20 protein-coding genes are annotated in these 21,951 nt (G+C 70.6%); 10 read left to right on the top strand and 10 right to left on the bottom strand.

Annotated elements, in window-relative coordinates:
* Nucleotides 1–84: 84 nt before the first annotated feature.
* Nucleotides 85–849 carry a response regulator gene (locus tag ALA01S_RS18175; protein WP_066339146.1) on the top strand — a complete coding sequence of 255 codons (765 nt, stop codon included), beginning with the start codon at nucleotides 85–87 and terminating at the stop codon, nucleotides 847–849.
* A 7-nt stretch (nucleotides 850–856) separates the two neighbouring features.
* Nucleotides 857–2,707 carry an ATP-binding protein gene (locus tag ALA01S_RS18170; RefSeq protein WP_084267696.1) on the top strand — a complete coding sequence of 617 codons (1,851 nt, stop codon included), beginning with the start codon at nucleotides 857–859 and terminating at the stop codon, nucleotides 2,705–2,707.
* A 102-nt stretch (nucleotides 2,708–2,809) separates the two neighbouring features.
* Here ALA01S_RS18170 and ALA01S_RS18165 read toward each other — a convergent pair whose 3' ends face one another.
* The 4 genes from ALA01S_RS18165 to ALA01S_RS18150 form a co-directional block, all read right to left on the bottom strand.
* A complete protein-coding gene (locus ALA01S_RS18165) occupies nucleotides 2,810–3,898 on the bottom strand; it encodes a TAXI family TRAP transporter solute-binding subunit (RefSeq protein WP_066339145.1) in 1,089 nt (362 codons plus the stop codon).
* A gap of 23 nt (nucleotides 3,899–3,921) precedes the next feature.
* On the bottom strand, nucleotides 3,922–4,842 hold the full coding sequence (locus ALA01S_RS18160) for a zinc ribbon domain-containing protein (RefSeq protein WP_066339144.1): 921 nt from the start codon (nucleotides 4,840–4,842) through the stop codon (nucleotides 3,922–3,924).
* A gap of 272 nt (nucleotides 4,843–5,114) precedes the next feature.
* The gene (locus tag ALA01S_RS18155; RefSeq protein WP_066339193.1) at nucleotides 5,115–6,038 is read right to left on the bottom strand and encodes a segregation and condensation protein A; all 924 of its coding nucleotides are present in this window, start codon (nucleotides 6,036–6,038) and stop codon (nucleotides 5,115–5,117) included.
* A 132-nt stretch (nucleotides 6,039–6,170) separates the two neighbouring features.
* Nucleotides 6,171–6,374 carry a DUF3460 family protein gene (locus ALA01S_RS18150; RefSeq protein ID WP_066339141.1) on the bottom strand — a complete coding sequence of 68 codons (204 nt, stop codon included), beginning with the start codon at nucleotides 6,372–6,374 and terminating at the stop codon, nucleotides 6,171–6,173.
* A 42-nt stretch (nucleotides 6,375–6,416) separates the two neighbouring features.
* Between ALA01S_RS18150 and bamE the strand changes: the two genes are divergently transcribed.
* Both bamE and ALA01S_RS18140 read left to right on the top strand, forming a co-directional pair.
* Entirely contained in the window at nucleotides 6,417–6,917 is a 501-nt protein-coding gene (gene bamE / locus ALA01S_RS18145; RefSeq protein WP_066339139.1) for an outer membrane protein assembly factor BamE domain-containing protein, read from the top strand.
* Nucleotides 6,918–7,043: 126 nt separating this feature from the next.
* Nucleotides 7,044–7,958: a CYTH domain-containing protein gene (locus tag ALA01S_RS18140; protein WP_066339135.1), complete on the top strand. Its 915-nt coding sequence runs from the start codon at nucleotides 7,044–7,046 to the stop codon at nucleotides 7,956–7,958.
* Nucleotides 7,959–8,078: 120 nt separating this feature from the next.
* On the opposite strand, the gene ALA01S_RS18135 is transcribed toward ALA01S_RS18140, so the two are convergent.
* Together ALA01S_RS18135 and metG are read right to left on the bottom strand one after the other, a co-directional pair.
* A complete protein-coding gene (locus ALA01S_RS18135; protein WP_066339131.1) occupies nucleotides 8,079–9,764 on the bottom strand; it encodes a SulP family inorganic anion transporter in 1,686 nt (561 codons plus the stop codon).
* 147 nt (nucleotides 9,765–9,911) lie between these two features.
* The gene (gene metG, locus ALA01S_RS18130) at nucleotides 9,912–12,008 is read right to left on the bottom strand and encodes a methionine--tRNA ligase (protein WP_066339128.1); all 2,097 of its coding nucleotides are present in this window, start codon (nucleotides 12,006–12,008) and stop codon (nucleotides 9,912–9,914) included.
* 111 nt (nucleotides 12,009–12,119) lie between these two features.
* Between metG and apbC the strand changes: the two genes are divergently transcribed.
* The 5 genes from apbC to ALA01S_RS18105 are packed head-to-tail and all read left to right on the top strand — an operon-like array spanning nucleotide 12,120 to nucleotide 17,146.
* Nucleotides 12,120–13,211, top strand: a complete 1,092-nt coding sequence (apbC, locus tag ALA01S_RS18125; protein WP_066339125.1) for an iron-sulfur cluster carrier protein ApbC — start codon at nucleotides 12,120–12,122, stop codon at nucleotides 13,209–13,211.
* A 10-nt stretch (nucleotides 13,212–13,221) separates the two neighbouring features.
* Nucleotides 13,222–13,716, top strand: a complete 495-nt coding sequence (locus ALA01S_RS18120; RefSeq protein WP_066339120.1) for a DUF3305 domain-containing protein — start codon at nucleotides 13,222–13,224, stop codon at nucleotides 13,714–13,716.
* 52 nt (nucleotides 13,717–13,768) lie between these two features.
* A complete protein-coding gene (locus tag ALA01S_RS18115; RefSeq protein WP_066339111.1) occupies nucleotides 13,769–14,455 on the top strand; it encodes a DUF3306 domain-containing protein in 687 nt (228 codons plus the stop codon).
* On the top strand, nucleotides 14,376–16,514 hold the full coding sequence (locus ALA01S_RS18110; protein WP_066339108.1) for a 4Fe-4S binding protein: 2,139 nt from the start codon (nucleotides 14,376–14,378) through the stop codon (nucleotides 16,512–16,514). The genes ALA01S_RS18115 and ALA01S_RS18110 overlap by 80 nt, the downstream gene beginning before the upstream one ends.
* Nucleotides 16,515–16,552: 38 nt before the next feature.
* On the top strand, nucleotides 16,553–17,146 hold the full coding sequence (locus ALA01S_RS18105) for a TorD/DmsD family molecular chaperone (RefSeq protein WP_066339191.1): 594 nt from the start codon (nucleotides 16,553–16,555) through the stop codon (nucleotides 17,144–17,146).
* A gap of 25 nt (nucleotides 17,147–17,171) precedes the next feature.
* Here ALA01S_RS18105 and ALA01S_RS18100 read toward each other — a convergent pair whose 3' ends face one another.
* The 3 genes from ALA01S_RS18100 to ALA01S_RS18090 all read right to left on the bottom strand — a co-directional run bounded on the left by ALA01S_RS18100 (nucleotide 17,172) and on the right by ALA01S_RS18090 (nucleotide 19,438).
* Nucleotides 17,172–17,630: a PilZ domain-containing protein gene (locus ALA01S_RS18100; RefSeq protein ID WP_066339105.1), complete on the bottom strand. Its 459-nt coding sequence runs from the start codon at nucleotides 17,628–17,630 to the stop codon at nucleotides 17,172–17,174.
* 215 nt (nucleotides 17,631–17,845) lie between these two features.
* The gene (locus ALA01S_RS18095; protein ID WP_066339098.1) at nucleotides 17,846–18,325 is read right to left on the bottom strand and encodes a PilZ domain-containing protein; all 480 of its coding nucleotides are present in this window, start codon (nucleotides 18,323–18,325) and stop codon (nucleotides 17,846–17,848) included.
* A gap of 132 nt (nucleotides 18,326–18,457) precedes the next feature.
* Nucleotides 18,458–19,438: a GlxA family transcriptional regulator gene (locus ALA01S_RS18090; RefSeq protein WP_066339096.1), complete on the bottom strand. Its 981-nt coding sequence runs from the start codon at nucleotides 19,436–19,438 to the stop codon at nucleotides 18,458–18,460.
* A gap of 375 nt (nucleotides 19,439–19,813) precedes the next feature.
* On the opposite strand from ALA01S_RS18090, the gene ALA01S_RS18085 reads away from it, so the two are divergent.
* Entirely contained in the window at nucleotides 19,814–21,091 is a 1,278-nt protein-coding gene (locus tag ALA01S_RS18085) for an MFS transporter (protein ID WP_066339094.1), read from the top strand.
* Nucleotides 21,092–21,372: 281 nt separating this feature from the next.
* Here the strand turns inward: ALA01S_RS18085 and ALA01S_RS18080 are convergent.
* Nucleotides 21,373–21,951, bottom strand: a 579-nt coding sequence (locus ALA01S_RS18080) for a tripartite tricarboxylate transporter substrate binding protein (protein ID WP_169805956.1), incomplete at its 5' end; no start/stop codon positions are given.

Raw genomic sequence — 21,951 nt, 5'->3', positions numbered from 1 at the left:
TGGAGTGGCGGTAACCGGTCGTGACTGTTACCCGCGCAACGTAGGGGTACGCTGCACACATATGAATGCACTGGAGAACCGGCAATGAAAGTGCTGCTCGTTGACGACCATCCGCTCATCCTTTCGGCCTTGCAGGGCGTGATTCGCGGCTTGGGCAGCGACGTGAGCGTGACCACCTCGGCCAGCGCGCGTGAGCTGCGCCAGAAGCTGGCCGAGGACGCGGACCACGACCTGTTGCTGCTGGACCTGCAACTCGGCGACGCCGACGGCTTCGACGTGCTGGCCGAGATGCGCCGCGATCATCCGGCGCTGCCCGTCGTCGTGGTGTCGGGCACCGACCGCGCCGCCGACGTGCTGCGCGCCATCGACCTGGGCGCCATGGGCTTCGTGCCCAAGCGCGCCTCCAACGAGCTGCTGTTCGAGGCGCTGCGGCTGGTGATGTCCGGCGGCATCTTCGTGCCGCCCATGCCCACGGGGCTGGCCAGCGCGCCGGAGGTGCGCGAGCCGTCGCCCGCGCCGCTGGTGCCGCCGCGCGCGCAGGCGCTGGCGGGGTTGCATGGCGGCGGGCATGGCGCCCAAGCGGGCGTGCCCCTGGTGCCCGGCGTGCCCAACGTCGCCGGGCTCACGCCGCGGCAAAACGAGGTGCTGGGCAAGCTGCTGCAGGGGCTGCCCAACAAGCTCATTGCGCGGGAGCTGAACCTGTCGGTGGAGACGGTCAAGGACCACGTGGCCGCCGTGCTGCGGGTGCTCAACGTCAGCACGCGCACGCAGGCCGTGCTGGCCGTGAGCCGCATGACGCAGCAGCAGGGTGGCGCGCCGGCCGTGGCCACCACCACGCCGCGCTGGTAAGTCCGCGATGCTGGGCAACGTGCTGCCGGCCGTCCACGCGTTCAAGCTCAAGCCCAGGGCCGAGGCGGACGCACCGCCCGCCGACGCCCGGCAGCTGGAGCATGCCCGCGCCCTCTACACCCAGACCCCGGCCACGCTGGCCGGCAACCTCGTGGGCGTGCTGCTGGTGGTGGCCTTCTACCGCAGCGTGGCCGAGCCCTGGCGGCTCTTCGGCTGGGTGGGCGTGGTGGCGGTGCTGTGGAGCGTGCGGCTGGCGCATTACCTGCGGTTCAGGCGCCAGCCCGACGCCGACCAGGCGACGCTGCTGGCCTGGCGCGGGAGCTGGCGGGTGCTGGCGCTGCTGCAGGGCACCTGCTGGGGCGTGGCAGCCTGGATGTTCTGGAGCCTGGGCACGCCCTCGCACCAGGTGGCGCTGCTGCTCATCATCTACAGCTACTGCGTGGGCTCGGTGCAGATGCTCGCCGGCCAGCCGCGGCTGTTCGTCGCCTTCCTGTGCCTGGTGCTGCTGCCCACGGTGGCGCGCGTGGCCAGCGACACCACGCACCCGTTTCACCTGCAGATCGCGCTCATCCTGTGCATCCTGTTCGGCGCCGTGTGGCTCATGGCGCGCACCTACCGCAGCTCGCTGGCGCTGGCCATAGACCTCAAGCTGCGCACCGACCAGCTCGCCGCGCAACTGCGCGTGGAAAAAGCCGCCGCCGAGGACGCGCGCCGCGCCGCCGAAGCCGCCAGCCGCGCCAAGACGCAATTCTTCGCCGCCGCCAGCCACGACTTGCGCCAGCCGCTGCACGCCATGGGCCTGTTCGCCGAGACGCTGCGCCAGCGCTGCCACGACCCGGACGTGGCCGCGCTGGTCAACAGCATCAACGAGAGCGTGGACGCGCTGGAGGGCCTGTTCGGCGAGCTGCTGGACATCACCCGCATCGACACGGGCGGCGTGGAATTGAAACCCCAGCCCGTGGTGCTGCGCGAGGTGTTCGCGCGGCTGCGGCTGCACTTCGAGCCCAGCGCGTTCGAGAAGGGGCTGGCGCTGAGCTTCCGGGGCGAGTCGCACGTGGTGCAGGCCGACCCGGTGGTGGTGGAGCGCATCCTGCGCAACCTGGTGAGCAACGCCATCCGCTACACCGAGGACGGCGGCGTGCTCGTCACCTGCCGCCGCCGCGGCGACGCGCTGCTGCTGCAGGTGTGGGACAGCGGCATAGGCATCAGCGACACGGCGCTGCCGCGCATCTTCGACGAGTTCTACCAGGTCAACAGCCAGCGCCCGCTGGAGCCGCACCAGCGCAAAGGCCTGGGCCTGGGGCTGGCCATCGTCAAGCGCCTGGCCGACCTGATGGACGCGCCGCTGACGGTGCGCTCCCGCGTGGGCCACGGCACCGTCTTCAGCCTGGAAGTGGCGCCGGGACGGCTGCAGGCGCCGCCGGCGCAGCCGCTGGCCCCGGGCGGCTCCAAGGCGGCGCTGGGCCTGAGCCTGGAGGGCCGGCGCATCGTGGTGGTGGAGGACGAGCCCGCGGTGCGCGAGGGCCTGGTGGTGCTGCTCAAGGCCTGGGGCGCGCAGGTGCTGGACTTCGACGCCGTCGCCCCGCTGGAGGCCTGGACCCGCGGCGGCGCCGAGCTGCCGCGGCCGGACCTGCTCATCGTGGACTACCGGCTGCCCGAGGCCCGCTCCGGGCTGGAGGCGCTGTCCCTGCTGCGCCAGCGCTGGGCGGGGCAGCGGCTGCCGGCCATCGTCATCACCGGCAGCACCCTCAGCGGGCTGGAGAACGAGGCTGCGGCGCACGACTTCCACCTGCTCATCAAGCCGGTGCTGCCCAACAAGCTGCGGGCGATGATCGGGTTCAAGCTGTCGCAGCGCTGAAAGCGCCGCAGGCCGCGCCGGGCACAAAAAAGCCGCCGGGTTGTCCGGCGGCTTGGGCGGGGGCGGGGGCGGGGGGTGCTGTGATCCGGCCGGCGCGTGCGTTCAGCGGCACAGCCCCAGGATGCGCTCCTGCTGCGGGCACTGCGAGTTGACCACGGGCTGTATGGGCCGCGGCGCGGGGGTGGCGCCGCTGCGGGCCTGCTGCGAATCGGCCAGGCAGGCGTTCATCTCGCGCGCCATGGGCGAGTAGTACGTCCAGCCCTTGCCCAGCGGCGGCAGGGCCAGGTTCACTTCCTTCCACTTCGGGTGGCCCTCGGCCTGCAGCGTGGCGAAGTTGTGGCACAGCGAGCGGGCAAAGCGGTTGAGGTACTTGCTGGTGTCGCTGCCGCCGTAGTTGTAGGTCACGAGGAAGGCCTTCACCGCCACGCCCGGCACGTCCTCCGCCAGCAGGTTGGGGTAGTTGCTGGCCTTGATGGTGGAGGGGAAGTAGGTCTGCAGCGCGGCCTTGCTGGCGGGGTTGTTCTGGTCGAACTTGAGCAGCCGAATGAGCTGCCGGGCCTCGGCCTTCATGTCCACCAGCAGCTTGGCCGGCTGCCCGGCCACGGCCACCACCACGTCGATGCTCTTGTCCACCGTGAGCTTGACCAGCGCGTCCTCGTTGCTGAGGTAGCTGGCCTGGCCGTCGGGCAGCGGCTTGCCGAACATCTGCTTGTAGAGCGTGGTGGCCGACAGCGCCGTGCCGCTGAGCAGCGGGCCGACGTTGATCCGGGCGTCCTTGATGTCGTGCACGTTCTGCAGCGACGAGTCGGCACGGGTGATGAAGTAGATCTCCTCGTTGTAGAGCGGCATGACCACGCGCAGCGGCTTGATGGTCTCGGCCGCCTGCGGGTTGCCGGCCGCGGCGCGGTCCAGGAAGGCCTGGTAGACGTCCGACTGCACCAGCGCCAGCTTCACGCCGGGCTCGCTGCGCAGGCGTTGCACGTTCTCGGCGGAGCCGGCGGAGGGCAGCGACTCCAGGTTGATGTCGGCCTCCGGCGCCACGAAGCGCGCCAGGTCGCGGCCGATCTGGATGTAGGTGCCGCGCTCGGAGGCGGTGACGATCTTGTAGTCCACGCTGCCGGCCTGCGCGGCGAAGGCGGCCAGGCCGCAGGCCAATGCGGCGGCGGTGCGGGCGGTTCTGGTGATGTCCATCTCGGTGTCCTCCCTCTGGGTGTTCAGGGTTCGCACAAGCCCAGCGCGGCCACGGTGGCGTTGCAGGGCGTGGCGGGTGCCGGGGCGCGGGCCGCGGCGGCGGCCGGGGCGACGGCCGCCGCGGGCGCGGTGCGGGTGGCGGGCGTGGCCTGGGCCGTCTGGTGCGCGGGCAGGGCCGGCGCCACGGGCGCCACGGTGGCGCCGGCGGCCGCATTGGCCTTCGACATGGCCAGCGCCTGCTGCGCCTGCGCCAGGCTGTCGGCCACGGCGTTGCCGCCGCCGGCCGCCGGCAGCGCGGCCGTCGCCATGCCCAGGGGCTGCGCCCCGGCCAGCGGCGCGGCGCCCTGCAGCGCGGGCGCGGCCGTCGCGGCGGTGGCTTGAGTGGCCAGTTGCATCGCGTCGTAGCCCGGCGTGGCCGTGGCCGTGGGCGCGGTGCCGCGGCCCAAGAGGTAGCTGCCCGTGCCCACCAGGGCCGTGAGGACCAGCATGGCGGCGGCCACGGTGGGGCCGGTCCACGTGGCGTTGGCGCGGGAGGCGGGCGCCGTAGCGGGCCCCTTGGGGGTGGGCGCGGGCAGGCTGAAGTGCATGCCGCCCAGCCGCGCCGCGGCGGCGTGGATGGTGGAGGAGGCCGTCCCCTCGCCGCCAGGCGCCGCGGCGGGGTTGGACGTCTCGGCCTCGCCGCCGGGGTCGGGCGACGTGTAGCGCGGCGCGATGGCCAGCGTGTTGTCGTCGTTGAAATGCAGCATGAAGCCCTTGGGCTCGGCCACGTCGGTCTCCGCTTGCGGGGCGGCGCTGGCGCTGGGGGCGTGCGCCGCGCGGGCGGCCGCGGCGGCCGGCGATTGCAGCGGGGCGCCGCAGACGTTGCAGAAGTGGGCGCGCGCCGGGTTGCTGTGGCGGCAGGCCGCGCATTCGGTGACCCAGGATGCGGATGGTGCAGAGGGCATGGCTTGTGATCCCGCCCGGCCGGCTCGTCTGGCTGCACGTCCGGGCTCGTCCCGCCGCCGGTCGGCGTCCCTTGCCATGCGCCTTGCCGCACGGCTTGGGAAGCGTATGCGTGCGAACAGGGGGTCAGGCGCGCCCCCCCTTACCTGCAGGGGAGTCGGATTCGCCTCTGCCCGGGAGGACAAGCCGCCCCCCGCCCGGCCGGTGCGCACCGGGCCCGCACGGCCCCCAGGGCAGGGCCGGGCAGCCCGGGAACGCCCCGGGACGGCCGGTCTCAGCCTTGGGCGTCCTCGTCCGCGGGCGCCTGGGCCGGCGAGGCCAGGCACACGTAGATGGGCGCGAAGGCCTCGGCCTGGGTGATCTCCAGCAGCCGCTCGCGCGCCAGCTCCAGCATGGCCACGAAGGTCACCACCAGCACGGGCAGGCCGCGGCGCACGTCGAAGAGGGCTTCGAACTCCACGTAGGGCCGCTCCTTGAGGCGGCGCAGCACGATGCTCATGTGCTCGCGCACCGAGAGCTGCTCGCGCGTGATGGTGTGGCTCTGGTTGAGCTTGGCGCGGCGGACGATGGCCAGCCACGCGTCGCGCAGGTCGTCGGGGCGCACCTCCGGCAGCGGCGGCTCCAGCGCCTGTTCGATGGCCACCTGCGCGGCCATGAAGTCGCGGCCCAGCGTGGGCAGCGAGTCGATGCGGGCCGCGGCGAGCTTCATCTGCTCGTACTCCAGCAGCCGGCGCACCAGCTCCGCGCGCGGGTCTTCCGGCTCGGCGCCGTCCTCGCTCTTGGGCGGGGGCAGCAGCAGCCGGCTCTTGATCTCGATGAGCATGGCCGCCATGAGCAGGTACTCGCTGGCCAGCTCCAGGTTGCGCTTGCGGATCTCCTCGACGTAGCCCAGGTACTGGCGCGTCACTTCGGCCAACGGGATGTCGAGGATATTGAAGTTCTGCCGCCGTATCAGGTAGAGCAGCAGGTCCAGCGGGCCTTCGAAGGCGTCGAGGATGACCTCCAGCGCGTCCGGCGGGATGTAGAGGTCCTGCGGCAGCTTGAACAGCGGCTCGCCGTAGAGGCGCGCGACGGCGGTTTCGACCGCGTCCATGGCCGCGTTCACCGTGGCGGCGGGCGGCGCCGTGTCGGCGGCTGGCGCCGCGTTCACCGCCTCGTTGGCGGCCACAGGGGCGTGCGCAGCCGCGGCGGCGTCCAGCTTGGGCGCGGCCGGCGTCACGGTATGGATGGGTTCAGACCCGTCCGCCAGGGCGTCGGCCTGGGCGGCGGGCAAGGGGAGCGAGGCGGAAACGGCCATCGAGGGTGCTGCGGGCGGCCGTCGCCGCCGGGATCACTCGGCCTTGGTCTGGTAGACGTAGGGCTGCTGGGGCACGCGGGCCTCGCGCCATTCGGCGGTGGCCTGGCGGTCCTGCGGGCGGTCCCACAGCAGGGCGCGGCCGGCACGCTGCTGCGCTTCCATTTCCGGGTTCTTGTTCTTCAGCTCGTCCAGGAACTGACCGAACTCCGACTTGTAGGGCTTCCAGAAGAGAGGCATGGCGCGCGGCGGGACAATGGTGGGAAAACGAGGATTTTAACTTTGGGCAGTCCCGAAACGCGGTGGTGGAAAGTGGCGTTGTTCGCGGCGCTGGGCTGGCTGTTGGCCGGCTGCGACGAGCAGCGCATCGGCAAGCTCGAAGAAGGCGTGGCCACCGAGGCCGACGTGCGCCGCCAGTTCGGCGAGCCCGACCGCGTGCGCGAGGAGCCGGACGGCTCCCGGACGCTGGAGTACCCGCGCCAGCCCGCCGGGCGGCAGAACTACCTTATCACCATCGGCCCGGACGGGCGCATGAGCGCGCTGCGCCAGGTGCTCTCCGCCCGCTACTTCGAGATGGTCCAGCCCGGCATGGCGCAGCAGGCGGTGCGCGACCTGCTCGGCCGCCCCGCCAAGCGCGTGCCCTACCGCCTGAGCCAGACCGAGGTCTGGGACTGGCGCTACCTCGACGGCCAGCAGGAAAAACTCTTCAGCGTCACCTTCGACGCCGAGGGCAAGGTGAAGTCCGTGGCCCGCATCGACGAAGTCCCCGGCGAGCGCTACTGAGCCCGGGCGAAAGCCCAAACCTGAGCGCGGTGCTTGCCCCGCACCCGTTGGCGCCGCCTCCGTTGGCCATGAATCCGATGGCGTTGCGGCCCGCCGCAGTTCACCGGCTCCCATTGCGAAAGCCCCATGAGCACCGAAACCGAACTGAAATTCCAGATCCCGAGCGCCGCCCGCGCCGCCGTGCGTGCCGAGGTGGACGCCGCAGGCGGCCAGCCGCTGCGGCTGCAGGCGCGCTACTTCGACACGGCCGACCGCGCCCTGGCCGCCGCCGGCATGGCGCTGCGCCTGCGCCGCGAGGGCGACGCCTGGGTGCAGACGCTCAAGGGACGCGGCGACGGCGTGATGCAGCGTCTGGAGCACGAAGTCCGCTTGGGTGCGGGCGAGGCGGTGCAGCTCGACATCGCCCGCCACGACGGCACCCCGGCCGGCGCCGCGCTGCGCCGGGCGCTGGCCGACCGCGAGCTGCGCCCCACCTTCGAGACCGACGTGCACCGCACCGTGCTGCGGCTGCGCCAGGCCGACGCCGAGATCGAGCTGGCGCTGGACGAAGGCGCGCTGCGCGCCGGAGCGGACGAGTCGCCCATGTCCGAGCTGGAGTACGAGCTGCTGAGCGGCCCGGTGGACGCGCTGCTGGCCCTGGCCGGCGAAGGCGTGCTGCGCCACGGCCTGTGGCTGGACGTGCGCAGCAAGGCCGAGCGCGGCGAGCGCCTGGCGCGCGGCATCCAGCACGTGCCCGCATTGCGGCTGGAGGCCGACACCCTGGCCACCGCGCTGCGCCAGCTCCTGGCCAACGCCGCTGAGCTGGCCGACGGTTTAGGCGGCCCTGACCACCTGCAAGCCGCCCTGGAAGCCGTGGAAGACGGCCTGCGCGCGGCGGCGCTGCGGCCGGAGGCGGCCTCGCTGCAGGCGTTCAAGGCGCAACTGGAGGCGGTGGCCGCCAGGCCGGACGCCGAGGCGCTGGCCGCCGCGGGCGAGCTGCTGCGCTCGCCGGGGTTCAACCGGCTGGTGCTGGAGTGGTTGGGGGCGGCGCTGGATGCGTGACGGCAAGGCGGCGGCGCGCAAGCCAGCGCCGCGGGACACCGCCATCGTTCACTTCCGTGCCCGCTGAGCCCCCATTGAATGGCCCCCATCGTTCAGATTCCTGAACGATGAGCCCGCCTGCTACGCCGTCCGCGCCTCGTCCTCCTGCGCCGCCTGCACCGCCAGCGCCTCCTGCAGCGTGCGGAACAGGCAGCGCGCGCCCAGGATGTCCTCTAGCCCCGCGCGCTGGAGCAGCGACAGCGGCTGCTCGTTGAGCTCTGCCAATATCAACCCCACGCCGCGGCGCTGCAGGTCGCGCGCCAGTTGCGTGAGGGCGTCCACGCCCGTCGTGTCCAGGGCCACCAGGCGGTGCATCTCCAGCACCAGCACGCGCGTGTGCGGCGGCAGTTGCGCCGCCAGCGGCTCCAGCTTGCCCACGGCGCCGAAGAACAGGGCGCCGTAGACCTGCATCACCCGCACGCCGGGCGGCGCCTTGGGCACCTCCAGCGGCTCGACGCGGAAGAGGTCGCTCATGCGCAGAATGAAGAAGCCGCAGGCCATCAGCAGCCCGGCTTCGACGGCCACGGTCAGGTCGAACACCACCGTCAGCACGAAGCTGCCCACCATCACCGTGCGGTAGGGCAGCTTGAACTGGCGCAGCCGCGCGAACTCGTGCCACTCGCCCATGTTCCAGGCCACGAACAGCAGGATGCCCGCCAGCGCCGACAGCGGCACGTGCGCCGCCAAGGGGGCCGCCACCAGCACGATGGCCAGCAGCACCAGCGCGTGCACCATGCCCGCCACGGGCGTGTGCGCGCCGCTGCGCACGTTGGTGGAGGTGCGGGCGATGGTGCCGGTGGCCGGCATGCCGCCGAACAGCGGCGCCACGAAATTGGCCACGCCCTGCGCCATCAGCTCCTGATTGGGATCGTGGCGGGGCAGGTCGCTCATGTTGTCGGCCACGCGCGCGCACAGCAGCGACTCGATGGCCCCCAGCAGCGCGATGGTCAGCGTGGGCATGAGCAGCTGCTTGACGCTCGTCCATTCAAAGGCTGGCAGCGCGAAGGCCGGCAGCGACTGCGGAATGCCGCCGAAGCGCGAGCCGATGGTCTCCACGTCCAGCCCCGCCACGCGCGCCGTGACCGTGGCCAGCACCAGCGCGATCACCGTGCCCGGCACCTGCGCCGCATGGCGTCGCAGCTTCTGCAGCAGCCCAATGGGCGCGGTGGGCATGGCATAGGACTTGGGCCACACCACCACCAGCGCGAGGCTGCCCAAGCCCATGGCCAGGGCGGCGGGGTTGAGGGTGTGGATGTGCGTCCACAGCGCGTGGATCTGCGCGAAGAAGTCGGCCGGCATCTTGGCTATGCGCAAGCCGAGTAAATCCTTGAGCTGCGACAGGCCGATGAGCACGGCGATGCCGTTGGTGAAGCCGATGACGATGCCCACCGGGATGTAGCGCACCAGCGCGCCCAGCCGCAGCAGCCCCAGCGCGAACAGAAGCACGCCGGCCAGCATGGTGGCGATGATCAGGTTGGCCAGGCCGTACTGCGCCTGGATGCCGTAGACGATGACGATGAAGGCGCCGGCCGGCCCGCCGATCTGGACGTTGGAGCCGCCCAGCGCCGCGATCAGGAAGCCGGCGATGACGGCGGTGAAGATGCCTTGTTCAGGCTTGAGCCCGCTGGCGATGGCAAAGGCCATGGCCAGGGGCAGGGCGACGATGCCGACGGTCAGGCCGGCGCCCAGGTCGCCTATGAGCTGGGCCTTGGTGTAGCCGCGCAGCGCCTGGATGAGGCGCGGCTGGAAGCGGTGCAGTGCGAGCATGAAACTCCCTCCTCGATGCTGTGCAAGCGGACACGTCCATGGGGCGTGTCTCGGGAGGGGGCCCGCAGTGGTGGCGCAGGGCGATGAAGCGGCGCCGGCGCGACGGACCCGCCGTGAGGCTGGTCGGTCGCGTCCGGCACCCGTTCATCAGCGCACCCGCATGCCGGGCTGTGCGCCGGGCCAGGGCTCCAGGATGTGGATGCCGGGGTGCGCCTTCTCGTCGTCGTGGCTGGCCGCCAGCACCATGCCTTCGCTCACGCCGAACTTCATCTTGCGCGGCGCCAGGTTGGCCACCATCACGGTGAGCTTGCCCACGAGCTGCTCCGGCGCGTAGGCCGACTGGATGCCGCTGAAGACGTTGCGCGTGCGGCCTTCGCCCACGTCCAGCGTGAGCTGCAGCAGCTTGGTGCTGCCCTCGACCTTGCGCGCCTCGACGATGCGGGCGATGCGCAGGTCGATCTTGGTGAAGTCCTCGATGCCGATGGTGGGCGCGATGGCCTCGCCGCCGGGCAGCTCCGGCGCGTCGGCCGCCGGCGCCGCGGGGGCGGCCGCGGCGGCGGGCGGCTCGAACAGCGCGTCCAGCAGCTTGGGGTCCACGCGCTGCATGAGGTGCTGGTATTGGCCGATGCGGTGCGCGCCCAGGGCGCGCGAGGCGTCGGCAAACGTCATGGGCTCCACCTGCAGGAATTTCTCCACTTGAGCCGCCACGGACGGCAGCACCGGCTTCAGGTAGATGGTGAGCAATCTGAAAGCTTCGATGCAGGTGCTGCACACGTCGTGCAGCGCGGCGGCAAGCTCCGGCTTCTTGGCCAGGTCCCAGGGCTTGTGCTGGTCCACGTAGGCGTTGACGCGGTCGGCCAGGGCCATGACCTCGCGCACGGCCTTGCCGAACTCGCGCTCCTCGTAGAGCTGTTCGACGCCTTCGCGCGCGGCGCGCAGGCCGTCCAGCAGGGCGCGGCCTTCCACGCCCAGGTCGGCGCTGAGCACGCCGTCGAAACGCTTGGCGATGAAGCCGGCGGCGCGGCTGGCGATGTTGACGTACTTGCCGACGAGGTCCGAGTTGACGCGGGCGACGAAGTCGTCGGGGTTGAAGTCCACGTCCTCGACCTTGGCGTTGAGCTTGGCGGCGATGTAGTAGCGCAGCCACTCGGCGTTCATGCCGATGTCCAGGTACTTCAGCGGGCTGATGCCCGTGCCGCGCGACTTGCTCATCTTCTCGCCGCTGACGGTGATGAAGCCGTGCACGAACACGTTGTCCGGCACCTTGCGGCCGCTGAAATGCAGCATCGCGGGCCAGAACAGGGTGTGGAAGTAGGTGATGTCCTTGCCGATGAAGTGGTACTGCTCCACCGCCGGGTCGGCCACGAACTGCTCGAACGTGCGCGTCTCGCCGTCGCGCCTGGCGGGGCCGCCCAGGTCGAACCAGGCCTTGAGCGAGGCGAGGTAGCCCACGGGGGCGTCAAGCCAGACGTAGAAGTACTTGCCCGGGGCGTCGGGGATCTCGATGCCGAAGTAAGGCGCGTCGCGGCTGATGTCCCAGTCGGACAGGCCCACGTGGCCCTCGTCGTCGGCGGCGAACCACTCCTTGATCTTGTTGAGCACTTCCGGCTGCAGCCGCCCGGAGGCCTGCGTCCACTGCTGCAGGAACTCCAGGCAGCGCGGCGAGGAGAGCTGGAAGAAGTGGTGCTCGGAGGTCTTCATCACCGGCGTGGCGCCGGTGAGGGTGGAGTAGGGGTTCTTCAGCTCGGTGGGCGCGTACACCGCGCCGCAGACCTCGCAGGAGTCGCCGTACTGGTCCTTGGCGCCGCACTTGGGGCATTCGCCCTTGATGTAGCGGTCCGGCAGGAACATGGACTTCACCGGGTCGAAGAACTGCTCGATGTTGCGGATGGCGATCAGGCCTTCCTTGCGCAGCGCCCGGTAGATGTCCTGGGCCAGCGCGTGGTTCTCGGGCGCGTCGGTGGAGTGCCAGTGGTCGAAGGCGATGTGGAAGCCGTCCAGGTACTGCTTGCGCCCGGCGGCGATCTCGGCCACGAACTGTTGTGGGGTTTTTCCGACCTTCTCGGCGGCAATCATGATGGGCGCGCCGTGGGCGTCATCGGCGCCCACGAAGTGCACCCGGTTGCCGCGCATGCGTTGGTAGCGAACCCAGATGTCGGCCTGGATGTACTCCATGATGTGGCCGATGTGGAACGCGCCATTGGCGTAGGGCAGGGCGGTGGTGACGAAAAGCTGGCGTGTCATCAAGGGTCTCTTGGGCGCGCGGGGCAAAGCCGGATTCTAGGCTCCGGGTCAAGGTCACCCCCCCTCGGATAGACTGCCCGGCGTCTCAAGAACCGCCTCACTACAAACCACATGGCCGTCACCGAAGCCGCGCTGCTGGATGCGCTCAAGACCGTCATCGACCCCAACACGGGCCGCGACTTCGTCTCCTCCCGCCAGCTCAAGAATTTGCGCATCGAGGGCGACGAAGTCAGCTTCGACGTCGTCCTGGGCTACCCGGCCAAGAGCCAGATCGCCGGCCTGCGCCGTGCCCTCATCGCCGCAGCGCGCACCGTGCCGGGCGTGGGCAACGTCAGCGCCAACCTGAGCGTGGACATCACGGCCCACGCCGTGCAGCGCGGCGTGCAGCTGCTGCCCAAGGTGAAGAACATCGTCGCCGTGTCCTCCGGCAAGGGCGGCGTGGGCAAGAGCACCACCACCGCCAACCTGGCGCTGGCGCTGGCCGCCGAGGGCGCGCGCGTGGGCATCCTGGACGCCGACATCTACGGCCCCAGCCAGCCCATGATGATGGGCATCGAGGGCCGCCCCGAGAGCGCCGACGGCCAGACCATGGAGCCGCTGGAGAACTACGGCGTGCAGGTCATGTCCATCGGCTTCCTCATCGAGGCCGACAACCCCATGGTGTGGCGCGGCCCCATGGCCACGCAGGCGCTGGAACAGCTGCTGCGCCAGACCAACTGGGGCGACCTGGACTACCTCATCGTCGACATGCCCCCGGGCACCGGCGACATCCAGCTCACGCTCAGCCAGAAGGTGCCGCTCACCGGCGCCATCATCGTGACGACCCCGCAGGACATCGCGCTGCTGGACGCGCGCAAGGGCCTGAAGATGTTCGAGAAGGTGGGCGTGCCCATCCTGGGCGTGGTGGAGAACATGGCCGTGCACGTGTGCACCAACTGCGGCCACGTCGAGCACATCTTCGGCGCCGAGGGCGGCAAGAAGATGGCCGCCGAATACAACGTGGACTACCTGGGCGCGCTGCCGCTGTCCCTGGGCATCCGCGAGCAGGCCGACAGCGGCCGGCCCACCGTGGTGAGCGACCCCGACGGCGAGATCGCCGGCATCTACAAGGCCGTGGCGCGCCAGGTGGCCATCAAGATCGCCGCCAAGGCCAAGGATTTTTCAAGCAAGTTCCCCACCATTTCCATCTCCAAGAACAGCTGAGGCCAAGTCGATGACCGCCAGCCGTCCCTCGGTGCGCGTCGCGGTCCTGATGGAGCGCGAGCACCAGCCCAACCGCTGGGAGGACTGGCGCCACCGCATCGCCGAGGTGCTGCCTGACGAGGGCGGCTTCGGCAGCGAGCCGCGGCTGCTGCGCGACGACGGCAAGACGGCCAGCTTCCTCTTCCCCGGCTTCGAGCTGGAGCTGTTCAAGGACGAGGCCGAGGGCTACTACCTCAACCTCTCCGCCGGCTCGCCGGTGTGGTTCGTGATGTGGCGCGTCGATGACGAAGACCCCTCCCGCGCCCGCCCCGAGATCGTGAGCCTCTCCTACAACGAGGCCGGCCGCTGGCTGGACGCGCAGGAGCGCGTGGACAACGTGCCGCTGCACGCGGGCGTGCGCGAGTGGCTGCAGGCCTTCGTGGACGAGCACTACCGCCCCGAGCCCAAGACGCGCCAACGCCCGGCCTCCTTCCAGCGCCCCGAGGACCGCGGGCGCGGCGGCTGACGAGACCGCTACTCTTTCCGCTCCCTTTTCGTCCACGCAGGAGTTTCACGGCATGGCCGACGACGGCTTCTTCTCCCGCTGGTCGCGGCGCAAGGCGCAGGTCACGCGCGGCGAGCCGCCCGCCGAGCCCGCGCCGCTGGCAGCGCCGCCCGTAGCGCCGGCGGCTACCGTCCCGGCGCAACCCGCGGCCGAGGTCCAGCCGCCGGCCGATGTAAAGCCCGCCGCGCCGCCGCCCACGCTGGAGGACGTTTCCAACCTCGGCCGCGAGTCGGACTACTCCCGCTTCGTCGCGCGCGACGTGGCGCCGGACGTGAAGAACGCCGCGCTGCGCAAGCTCTTCTCCGATCCACACTTCAACGTGATGGACGGTCTCGACATCTACATCGACGACTACAACAAGCCTGACCCGCTGCCCCCCGGCATGCTGCGCCAGTTGGCGCAATCCAAGATGCTGGGCCTCTTCGACGACGAGGAGGAGGACCAGGGCCAGGACCAGAAGCCCCCCCAGGACACGCCGGCCGGCACGGCTGCCGGGCTCGCCGAATCCGCCGCCGAACCCGCACCCGATGCGCCGGTGGCCGACGCCGCGCCCGCCGCCCCCGGCGCGCTGCCGGCCGACGACCCGGCGCCGCCGCCGCTCACGACGAACACCGCCACCGATGAAGACCCTGATCTGCAACTGCAACCGCACCATGCCGCTGGACGGCGCGGGCCTGGCCCGGGCCCTGCCGCAGGCTGAAGGGCTGCAGACGGTGCACACGCTGCTGTGCCGCCACGAGGCGGTGCAGTTCCAGCGTGCGGCCAAGTCGGCCGCCGCCGCGGGCGAGCAGCTGCTCGTGGCCTGCACGCAGGAAAAACGCCTCTTCCTGGAGCTCAACGCGCAGACCGAAGGGGCGCTGCCGGCCGAGGAACAACCCATCCGCTTCGTCAACCTGCGCGAGACGGGCGGCTGGTCCAAGGACGCGCGCGGCGCCACGCCCAAGCTCGCCGCGCTGATTGCCGCCGCGCAGTTGCCCGAAGCCGAGCCCGTGCCCACGGTGAGCTACCGCAGCGCCGGGCGGCTCCTGGTCATCGGCGCGGCCGAAGCCGCCGAGCGCGCCGCCGCCATGCTGGCCGACAAGCTGGACGTGACCCTGCTGCTCAGCGAGGCCGGCAGCGCGCTGCCCCAGGGGCGCGAGCGCGCCGTGTTCGCCGGGCGCGTCACGGCCGTCACCGGCTGGCTGGGCGCCTTCCAGGTGCGCTGGGACAGCGGCAACCCCATCGACCTGGACCTCTGCACCCGCTGCAACGCCTGCGTGGACGCCTGCCCCGAGGGCGCCATCGGCTTCGACTACCAGGTGGACCTCTCGCGCTGCGCCTCGCACCGCGCCTGCGTGAAGGCCTGCGGCGTGGCCGGCGCCATCGATTTCGGCCGCGCGCCGGAGTCCATGGCAGAGACGTTTGATCTCGTCCTGGACCTGCGCGCCGCACCCGCCTTCAGCCAGCACGCGCTGCCGCAGGGCTACTTCCACGTCGCCTCCGACAGCGCCCGCCTGTTCGACGCCGTGCTGAAGCTGCGCGAGCTGACCGGCGAGTTCGAGAAGCCCAAGTTCTTCCAATACAAGCAGAAGCTCTGCGCCCACAGCCGCAACGAGCGCGTGGGCTGCGACGCCTGCGTGCAGATCTGCTCGGCCCGCGCTATCGCCAGCGAGGCCACCACCACCGGCGGCATCCGCGTGGAGCCGCACCTGTGCGTGGGCTGCGGCGCCTGCACCACCGTGTGTCCGACCGGCGCGCTGGCCTACGCCTATCCGGACGCGCCCACCACCGGCAAACGGCTGCGCACGCTGCTCGCCACCTACGCCCGCGCCGGCGGCCGCGACGCGGCGCTGCTGCTGCACAGCGAAGGGGCCGGATCGCGCCTGCTGGGCGACCTGGGCCGGGCCGCGCGCACCGATGCCGACATCCACGGCCTGCCCGCGCGCGTGCTGCCCGTGGGCCTGTGGCACACGGCCAGCGTCGGCCTGGAGCTGTGGCTCACGGCCAAGGCGCAGGGCGCCTCTCAAATCTTCATCCTGCTGACCGAGGAAGAGGCTCCCGAGTACCGCGAGGCGTTGAGGGAGCAGGCCGCAGTGGCCAACGCGCTGCTGGCGGGCCTGGGCTACGCCGGCGCGCACGTGCAGGTTTTTGAGACCCGCGACGCACGCGACCTGGCCGCCCTGGACGCCGCGCTGCGCGGCGCCGCGCCCGCCGCCACCGTGCGCCTGCCTGCGGCCTTCGCGGCGCAAAGTGACAAGCGCGCGACGCTGGAGCTGGCGCTGGAGCACCTGATGGCGCAGGCGCCGCAGGCGCTGCCGGACGCCGTGGCGCTGCCCGAGGCCAGCCCCTTGGGTGCCGTGGTGGTGGACACCGGCCGCTGCACCCTGTGCCTGAGCTGCGTGGGCGCCTGCCCGGCCGCGGCGCTGGCCGACAACCCCGACAAGCCGCAGCTGCGCTTCATCGAGAAGAACTGCGTGCAGTGCGGCCTGTGCGCCAGCACCTGCCCCGAGGACGCGATCTCGCTCGTCCCGCGCCTGCTGCTGGCCGACGAGGGCAAGGCCCGCAAGCAGCCGCGCGTGCTGCACGAGGCACAGCCCTACGGCTGCATACGCTGCGGCAAGCCTTTCGGCACGCTGCAGGCGGTGGAGGCCATGCTGGGGCGCCTGGCCGGGCACCCGATGTTCCAGGGCGAGGCGCTGCAGCGGCTGAAGATGTGCGGCGACTGCCGCGTCATCGACATCTATTCCAACCCCAACGAGACGCGGATCACGGACCTGTGAGCAAGCAAGACGATGTGCAGGCCCTGAGCCTGGCCGCCATGGACGACGCCGAGGAACTGGCCCGCGCCGAAGCCTACGGGCTGCTGGCGCGGCTGTGGTGGGCGCCGCCGGACGCAGAGCTGTTCCGCCAGTTCACCGTGGCCGTGACGCAGGCGCCGCAGCCCGGCGCCTTCCTGGAGGCGCCCTGGCAGGCGCTGGTGGGCGCCATGCGCGAGAGCGACCCGGCGGCCGCGGCGGCCGAGTACGCCGCGCTGTTCGAGGGCCTGGGCAAGCCGGAGGTGTTCGTCTACGGCTCCTACTACCTGGCCGGCTTCCTCAACGAGCGCCCGCTGGCCGTGCTGCGCGCGGACCTGGCGCGGCTGGGCCTGGAGCGCGACCCCGCACGCGGCGAGACCGAGGACCACGTGGCCTGCGTGTTCGAGGTCATGCGCTGGCTCATCGCCGGGGACGACGTGGCCCTGTGCAACCTGGAGCAGCAGCGGCGCTTCTTCCGCGCCCACGTGCAGCCCTGGGTGGAGCGGCTGTGCGAGGCCGTGCAGGCCCATCCGCGCGCGCGGCTCTATGCCGCGCTGGCCGGCTTCACGGCGGCCTTCATGCAGGTTGAAACCCAGGGTTTTGATCTGATCGAGTGAAGCCCGCCGCGCGGGCGCCGGCGGCTCAGGCCTTGCCCGGCTTGCTGCCCTGGCCATCGTTGCCCGGGATGTGCTGCGGGCGTGCCATGCGGCCCCGGTGGGTCGTGTGCTTGAACTTCTCGTTCAGGTAGTCCGAGACGGCCTGGAGCCCGCCGGCGGGCAGGCTGGTGAAGCGCAGGCCGACCAGGAAGCCGTTCTCCCGGCCGCTGAACACGATGTTGGTCACCTGCGCCTGCGCCATCACCGTGTGCGTTCCCGACGGGATGCCGGGAATCACCAGCTTGACGCCGCACATCGTCTGCAGCGGCAGGTTCACCGGCGTCACCAGCCGCAGGCCGCCCACGCTGATGTCCATCGTGCGTGCCTCCAGGATGCGGCGGTCGGGCAACAGCAGGTGCACGGTGCAGGCCAGGCGTCCGCGCTCGTGGCGGCGGAACTCGGGGTGGGACGGCGTGTTGTCGGCGAAGCTGCGGAAGGCACACATGGCTTGAAGGCTGGGCCAGCGGGATAAGCCCGCATGCGTACTGCGTTCAGCCCGGCGCGGGCGGCTCTTGAGCTGGCGGCGCGGGTGCGACGGACAACCGTCCCCGGCTGGAGCGGGGACCTCTGCCCGGTTATATGGCGGCGTCACCCGCCAGAAGGCTGGAGAAAAGGCCCCCGGCGGGCCTTAATCCGCGGCGAAAGCCGCGCAAGCCTTGCTCAACTGGGCTTGCCGGCGCTGTCTTGTGCGAAGGGCAGGGCCAGGGGAACGGCGCTGCCCGCGGAGTCGGCCAGTTGCCGCGCGCGCACCCGGTACGCACGGTGCGCGCAGCGCTCGCGCAGGTAGGCCTGCAGCGCGGCGAGCGGCGCCTGCGTCAGCGTGGTGAAGCGCAGCCCGGCCAGGAAGCCGTTCTCGCGGCCGCTGAACACGATGCTGGCCACTTCCGCTTCCGCCACGAGGGTGCAGGCCCCGAAAGGCACCACCGGGATCACCAGGCGCAGCCCGCAGCGCGAGCCCATCGCCAGGTTGGCCGGCAGCACCAGCTTCAAGCCGCCCAAGCTGATGTCCAGCGTGCGCGCCTCCACGATGCGGCGCCCCGGCGTGAGCAACTGCACCGTGCTGGCGAAGTATTCGCGCTCGTGGCGGCGCAACCTGGCGCCGCGGCGGACGGCATCTTCGAAAGCGCTGGGGGTAGACATGGCGGCAGGTGGGCGCAGCGGTCAAGGTGATGACGCATTGTTTGGTCACCCTGGACACGCCTTGTTGCCGCTCCCGTCCAGCCCGGGGGCGCTGTCTCGTGGGGAGGAGCCGGGGTAGGGCTCTTCCCGTGCTCAGCTCATTTCGGCTTGCCTTTGCTGGTGGCGCAATTGCGAGGGCGGGACGCTCTCGACCTTGTTCCAGTTGGAACGGAAGGCCTGCATGCTGCTGAAGCCGCAGCGCTCGGCGATGCGCTCCAGCGTGAGCGTGGAGCCGGTGATCAGCCGCCGCGCCAGGTCCATGCGCAGCTCCATCTGGTAGCGCTTCATGGTGATGCCGGTCTCGGCCTTGAAGATGCGCGCCAGGTGGCGGCTGCTGAAGCCGGACTTGCGCGCCAGCGTCTCGCAGGTCCAGGCACGGGAGAGGTTGTTGGCAATTTCGTCCTGCATGGTGTGGACGAGCTGATTGCCGTGGGTGCGGTAGCGGAATTTGACGGCCAGGTCCGGGTCGTTGCCGAAACGCCGGAAATGGACCACGTTTTCACGCGCGACCTGAATGGCAATGTGGTCGCCGAAGGCATTGGCGATCAATTGCAGGGCCAGGTCGATACCCGACGCCACGCCGGCCGACGTCCATATTTTGCCGTCCTGGACACAAACCCTGTTGTCCACCACTTGCGCCAAGGGAAAATTGCGCCGCAGTTGCTGGACAAAATGATGGTGCGTGGTGCACAGCCGCCCGTCGAGCAGGCCGGCGTCGCCCAACAAGAAAGTGCCGGTGCAAATGGCCGCCACGTGGGCGGGAATACGGTATTCCAGGAATTGTTTTCTCAGCCACTGGACTGCGGTTTTCCAGGCCGGTGAGCTTTGCAGCGCGTCGTCGAGTTTGCTGCCGACAACAAAAAGCACGTCGTCGGCTTCCAGTTTTTCAGGCAGAGGAGCCACCTGGCCCAGCATGACTTTCTGGAAGGCACTGACCTGGGAATCCGGGCCGATGCACTGGATGCCCACCCCCGCAATGCCCAATTCGTCCAGCGTGGCCATGATTTGCAGCGGCCCTGCCAGGTCCAGCATGTGGACGCGTGGCAGCACCAGGAAAAATGCCCTGTTGATCATTGCTCGCTCTGCTGGCGGCCCGGGGTGCGATGGGGCCGCATGAAAGTGTTATTTACGGATGATTGTAATGAAAAGTAAATCATTTTCGCACAGTATCTAGGCTTTTCCAAGACACGGAAGGAAATGTCCGTTTTTTTGCTGCTGGCGACGACGGGATTGCTCGCGGTTATCCGAGGGCATGCCTACCATCTTAGGTTTATCGGGGCTGGAAATTGCAGTGGTTGGGATCGCCGGCTGGATTTTCAGCTGGAAGGGTCATTGAAAATTCGGCCCTGCGTACAGCCGGAATTTCCTTGCATGGGGCTTTCAGCCGTTTGCTTGCGTGAAGCGTCAGTTTGAAACTGCGCCGGCGTCTGGCGTGATTTTCAAGTTTTCATGAAAAACGAAAAGCGGTATCTCATTCACCGGCTGGTGGCGCTGGGATTCATGGTGATGTTTCTGGCCACTACGGTCAAAGGCGTCTACCAGGTTTATTTTGCGGAGTTGGCCGCGCATTTTGGCCAGGGGCGGACGGGGTTTGCGTGGTCGGGTTCGGTGTTCATGCTGGTGACGGGGCTGGTGTCGCCGCTGGTGGGGGCGTTGAGCGATCGCGTCGGCCCCTTGCGCACGGTGGTGCTGGGGGCGGTGGCGGGGGGCGTGTCGCTGTGGGGGGCCACGGTGTTCTCCGGCTCCTTGTGGGTTTTCGTTGCGGCTTACGGCCTGGGCGGGGCTTTCGCGCTGGCTGCCATGACCTACGTGCCCATGGGCGTACTGGTGGATCGGCTTTTTCAACAACGAAATAAGGGTTTTGCATTGGCGCTGGTCAGCAACGGCACGGCCATCGGCTTCATCGTGCTGTCGCCGCTGTGGATTGCGCTGCAGCCGCGCCTGCCGTGGACGCAGGCGTTTGCCGCCGTTGGGCTGCTGCTGGCGGGTCCGGTGGCGCTGGCCGCCGCCTGGGGAGCGCGCGCGCTGCGGCGCGCGGGGCTGGCGCAGCCGGCGGCCGAGCCCGGGCCGGCGGTGGCGGTGGCGGTGTGGCGCCAAGTGCGAAGCGACCCGGGCTTTTACGTGCTGGCGCTGGGCTTCATGGGCTGCGGCGCCACCATGGCCTTCGTGGACGTGCACCTGGTGGCCTTCTGGCAGGACGCGGGGGCCCCGCGCGAGCGCATGGGCTTGAGCCTGAGCCTGTTGGGCGTGCTGGAGCTGGTGAGCGGGCTGGCCACGGGCTGGCTGGCCATGCGCTGGCGCAAGCACGCGCTGCTGGCGGTGTTCTATGCGCTGCGCTCGCTGGCCATGGCGCTGCTGCTGGCGGGCGGGCCGGACGTGCAGACCCTGGGCTTTGCCGCGGTGTTCGGCGCGAGCTACCTGGGCACGGTGGTGCTGACCTCGATGTACTGCTTCGAGCGCTACGGCGCGGCCATCAAGGGCCGGGTGTTCGGCCTGCTGTTCCTCATGCACCAGTGCGGCGCCTTCGCCGCGGTGCAGTTGGGCGCCTGGAGCTTCGACCTCACGGGCAGCGGCCGCAGCCTGGCCGTGGCGCTGGCCGCGCTCACGGCGCTGGGCGGCGCGGCAAGCTTTTTCGGCTTGCGCGACGGGGAGCGCCCGTCCACGCCCGGGGCCGATCCGGCGCCCGCGCTTGCGCCGGCAGCCGGCCGGGCCACGGGCGCATCCTGAATTGCCGCACCGCCGTGCCGGAGCTGCCGTTTGAGCTGTTGTTGAAACTGCCGGTGGCCGCGGCGCTGGCCCTGCCTTTTCTGGGGGCCTTGCGGCGCAGCCGCACGCGGCGCGCGGCGCTGGCTTGGGGCCTGGCGCTGGTGCCGGCCGTGGCGCTGGGCCTGTGCGCCGACCCGCAGGCGCTGGCGCGGCTGCGGGTGGACGCGGTGCTGCTGGGGGCGGCCTGCGGGCCCTTGAGCTCTCGCCCGCGCCGCCCGCGCGGCGTGGCGGCGGGGAGGGCGTCAGTCCTCCTTCATCTGCGCCGCCTTGGCCAGCGGCGCCAGGCGGGCCTTCTCGGCGGCCAGGAACTTCCTGAAGTCCTCGCGGCTGCCGCCCGTGGGGTCTATGGCCATGGGGATGAGCTTGGCGCGCAGCTCGCTGCTCTTGAGCGCCACGTTCACCGCGGCGTTGAGCTTGTCGAGGATGGCGTCCGGCGTCCCCTTGGGCGCGAACACGCCGGACCAGTGGCCGATCACGATGTCCTTGAAGCCCTGTTCCTCGGCGGTGGGCAGGTCCGGCAGCGCGGCGATGCGGCGGTTCCAGGTCGAGGCCACGGGGATGAGCTTGCCGCCCTTGATCATGGGCAGCACCACGGGACTGGCCTCGGAGGTGGCGTCCACCTGCGCGCCGGCCACGGCGGCCATGCCCTCGGAGCCGCTCTTGAACGGGATGATCTGCAGCTTGGCGCCCGCCTTGAGCTTGAGCATCTCGGCCACGAAGTGCGGCGTGCTGCCGGTGCCGGCGGTGGAGAAGTTCAGGCCGGGGCCGTTCTTGGAGGCGGCGATCAGCCCCTTCAAGTCCTTGATGGGCGAACCGGCGGG

This window comes from Azohydromonas lata NBRC 102462 (assembly GCF_001571085.1).
GTDB classification, from domain to species: domain Bacteria; phylum Pseudomonadota; class Gammaproteobacteria; order Burkholderiales; family Burkholderiaceae_C; genus Azohydromonas; species Azohydromonas lata.
Note: the sequence above shows the minus strand (reverse complement) of the source record. Positions and strands in the feature narration are given on the sequence as shown.